Annotated in this window: 1 protein-coding gene; it reads left to right on the top strand. The window is 63.8% G+C overall.

Translation table 11 applies throughout. The features are described 5' to 3' along the window. The coding region (locus HLUSI_RS30095; RefSeq protein ID WP_238534063.1) for an ABC transporter substrate-binding protein at window positions 1-320 on the top strand (320 nt) is incomplete at both ends.

Below are 320 nucleotides of genomic sequence, written 5' to 3'. Positions count from 1 at the left end.
CGCCGGTGCCGCTGAAGGACGCCGAGCGTCTTGCCAAGCTGCCCGGTCTCAAGCTGGAAACCCGCGGCTACGACTGGATCTCGCCATGGCTGTTCCTCGACGTCAACGTCGATCGTCCTTACTTCAAGGATGCGCGCGTGCGCCAGGCGCTGGCCCATGCGATCGACCTGAACGCCTTCAACAAGGTGGTCTGGTACGGCTTCGGCAAGCCTGCCGTCAGCCCGGTGGTGTCGACGCTCAAGCAGTTCCACACCGACGACGTGCCGAAGTACGGCTATGATCCGAAGAAGGCCGAAGCCCTGCTCGATGAAGCCGGCCTC

Source organism: Herbaspirillum lusitanum P6-12 (genome assembly GCF_000256565.1).
Taxonomy (GTDB): domain Bacteria; phylum Pseudomonadota; class Gammaproteobacteria; order Burkholderiales; family Burkholderiaceae_D; genus Herbaspirillum; species Herbaspirillum lusitanum.
The sequence above is the reverse complement of the archived record's forward strand: the minus strand, read 5'-3'. Positions and strand labels throughout refer to the sequence as shown.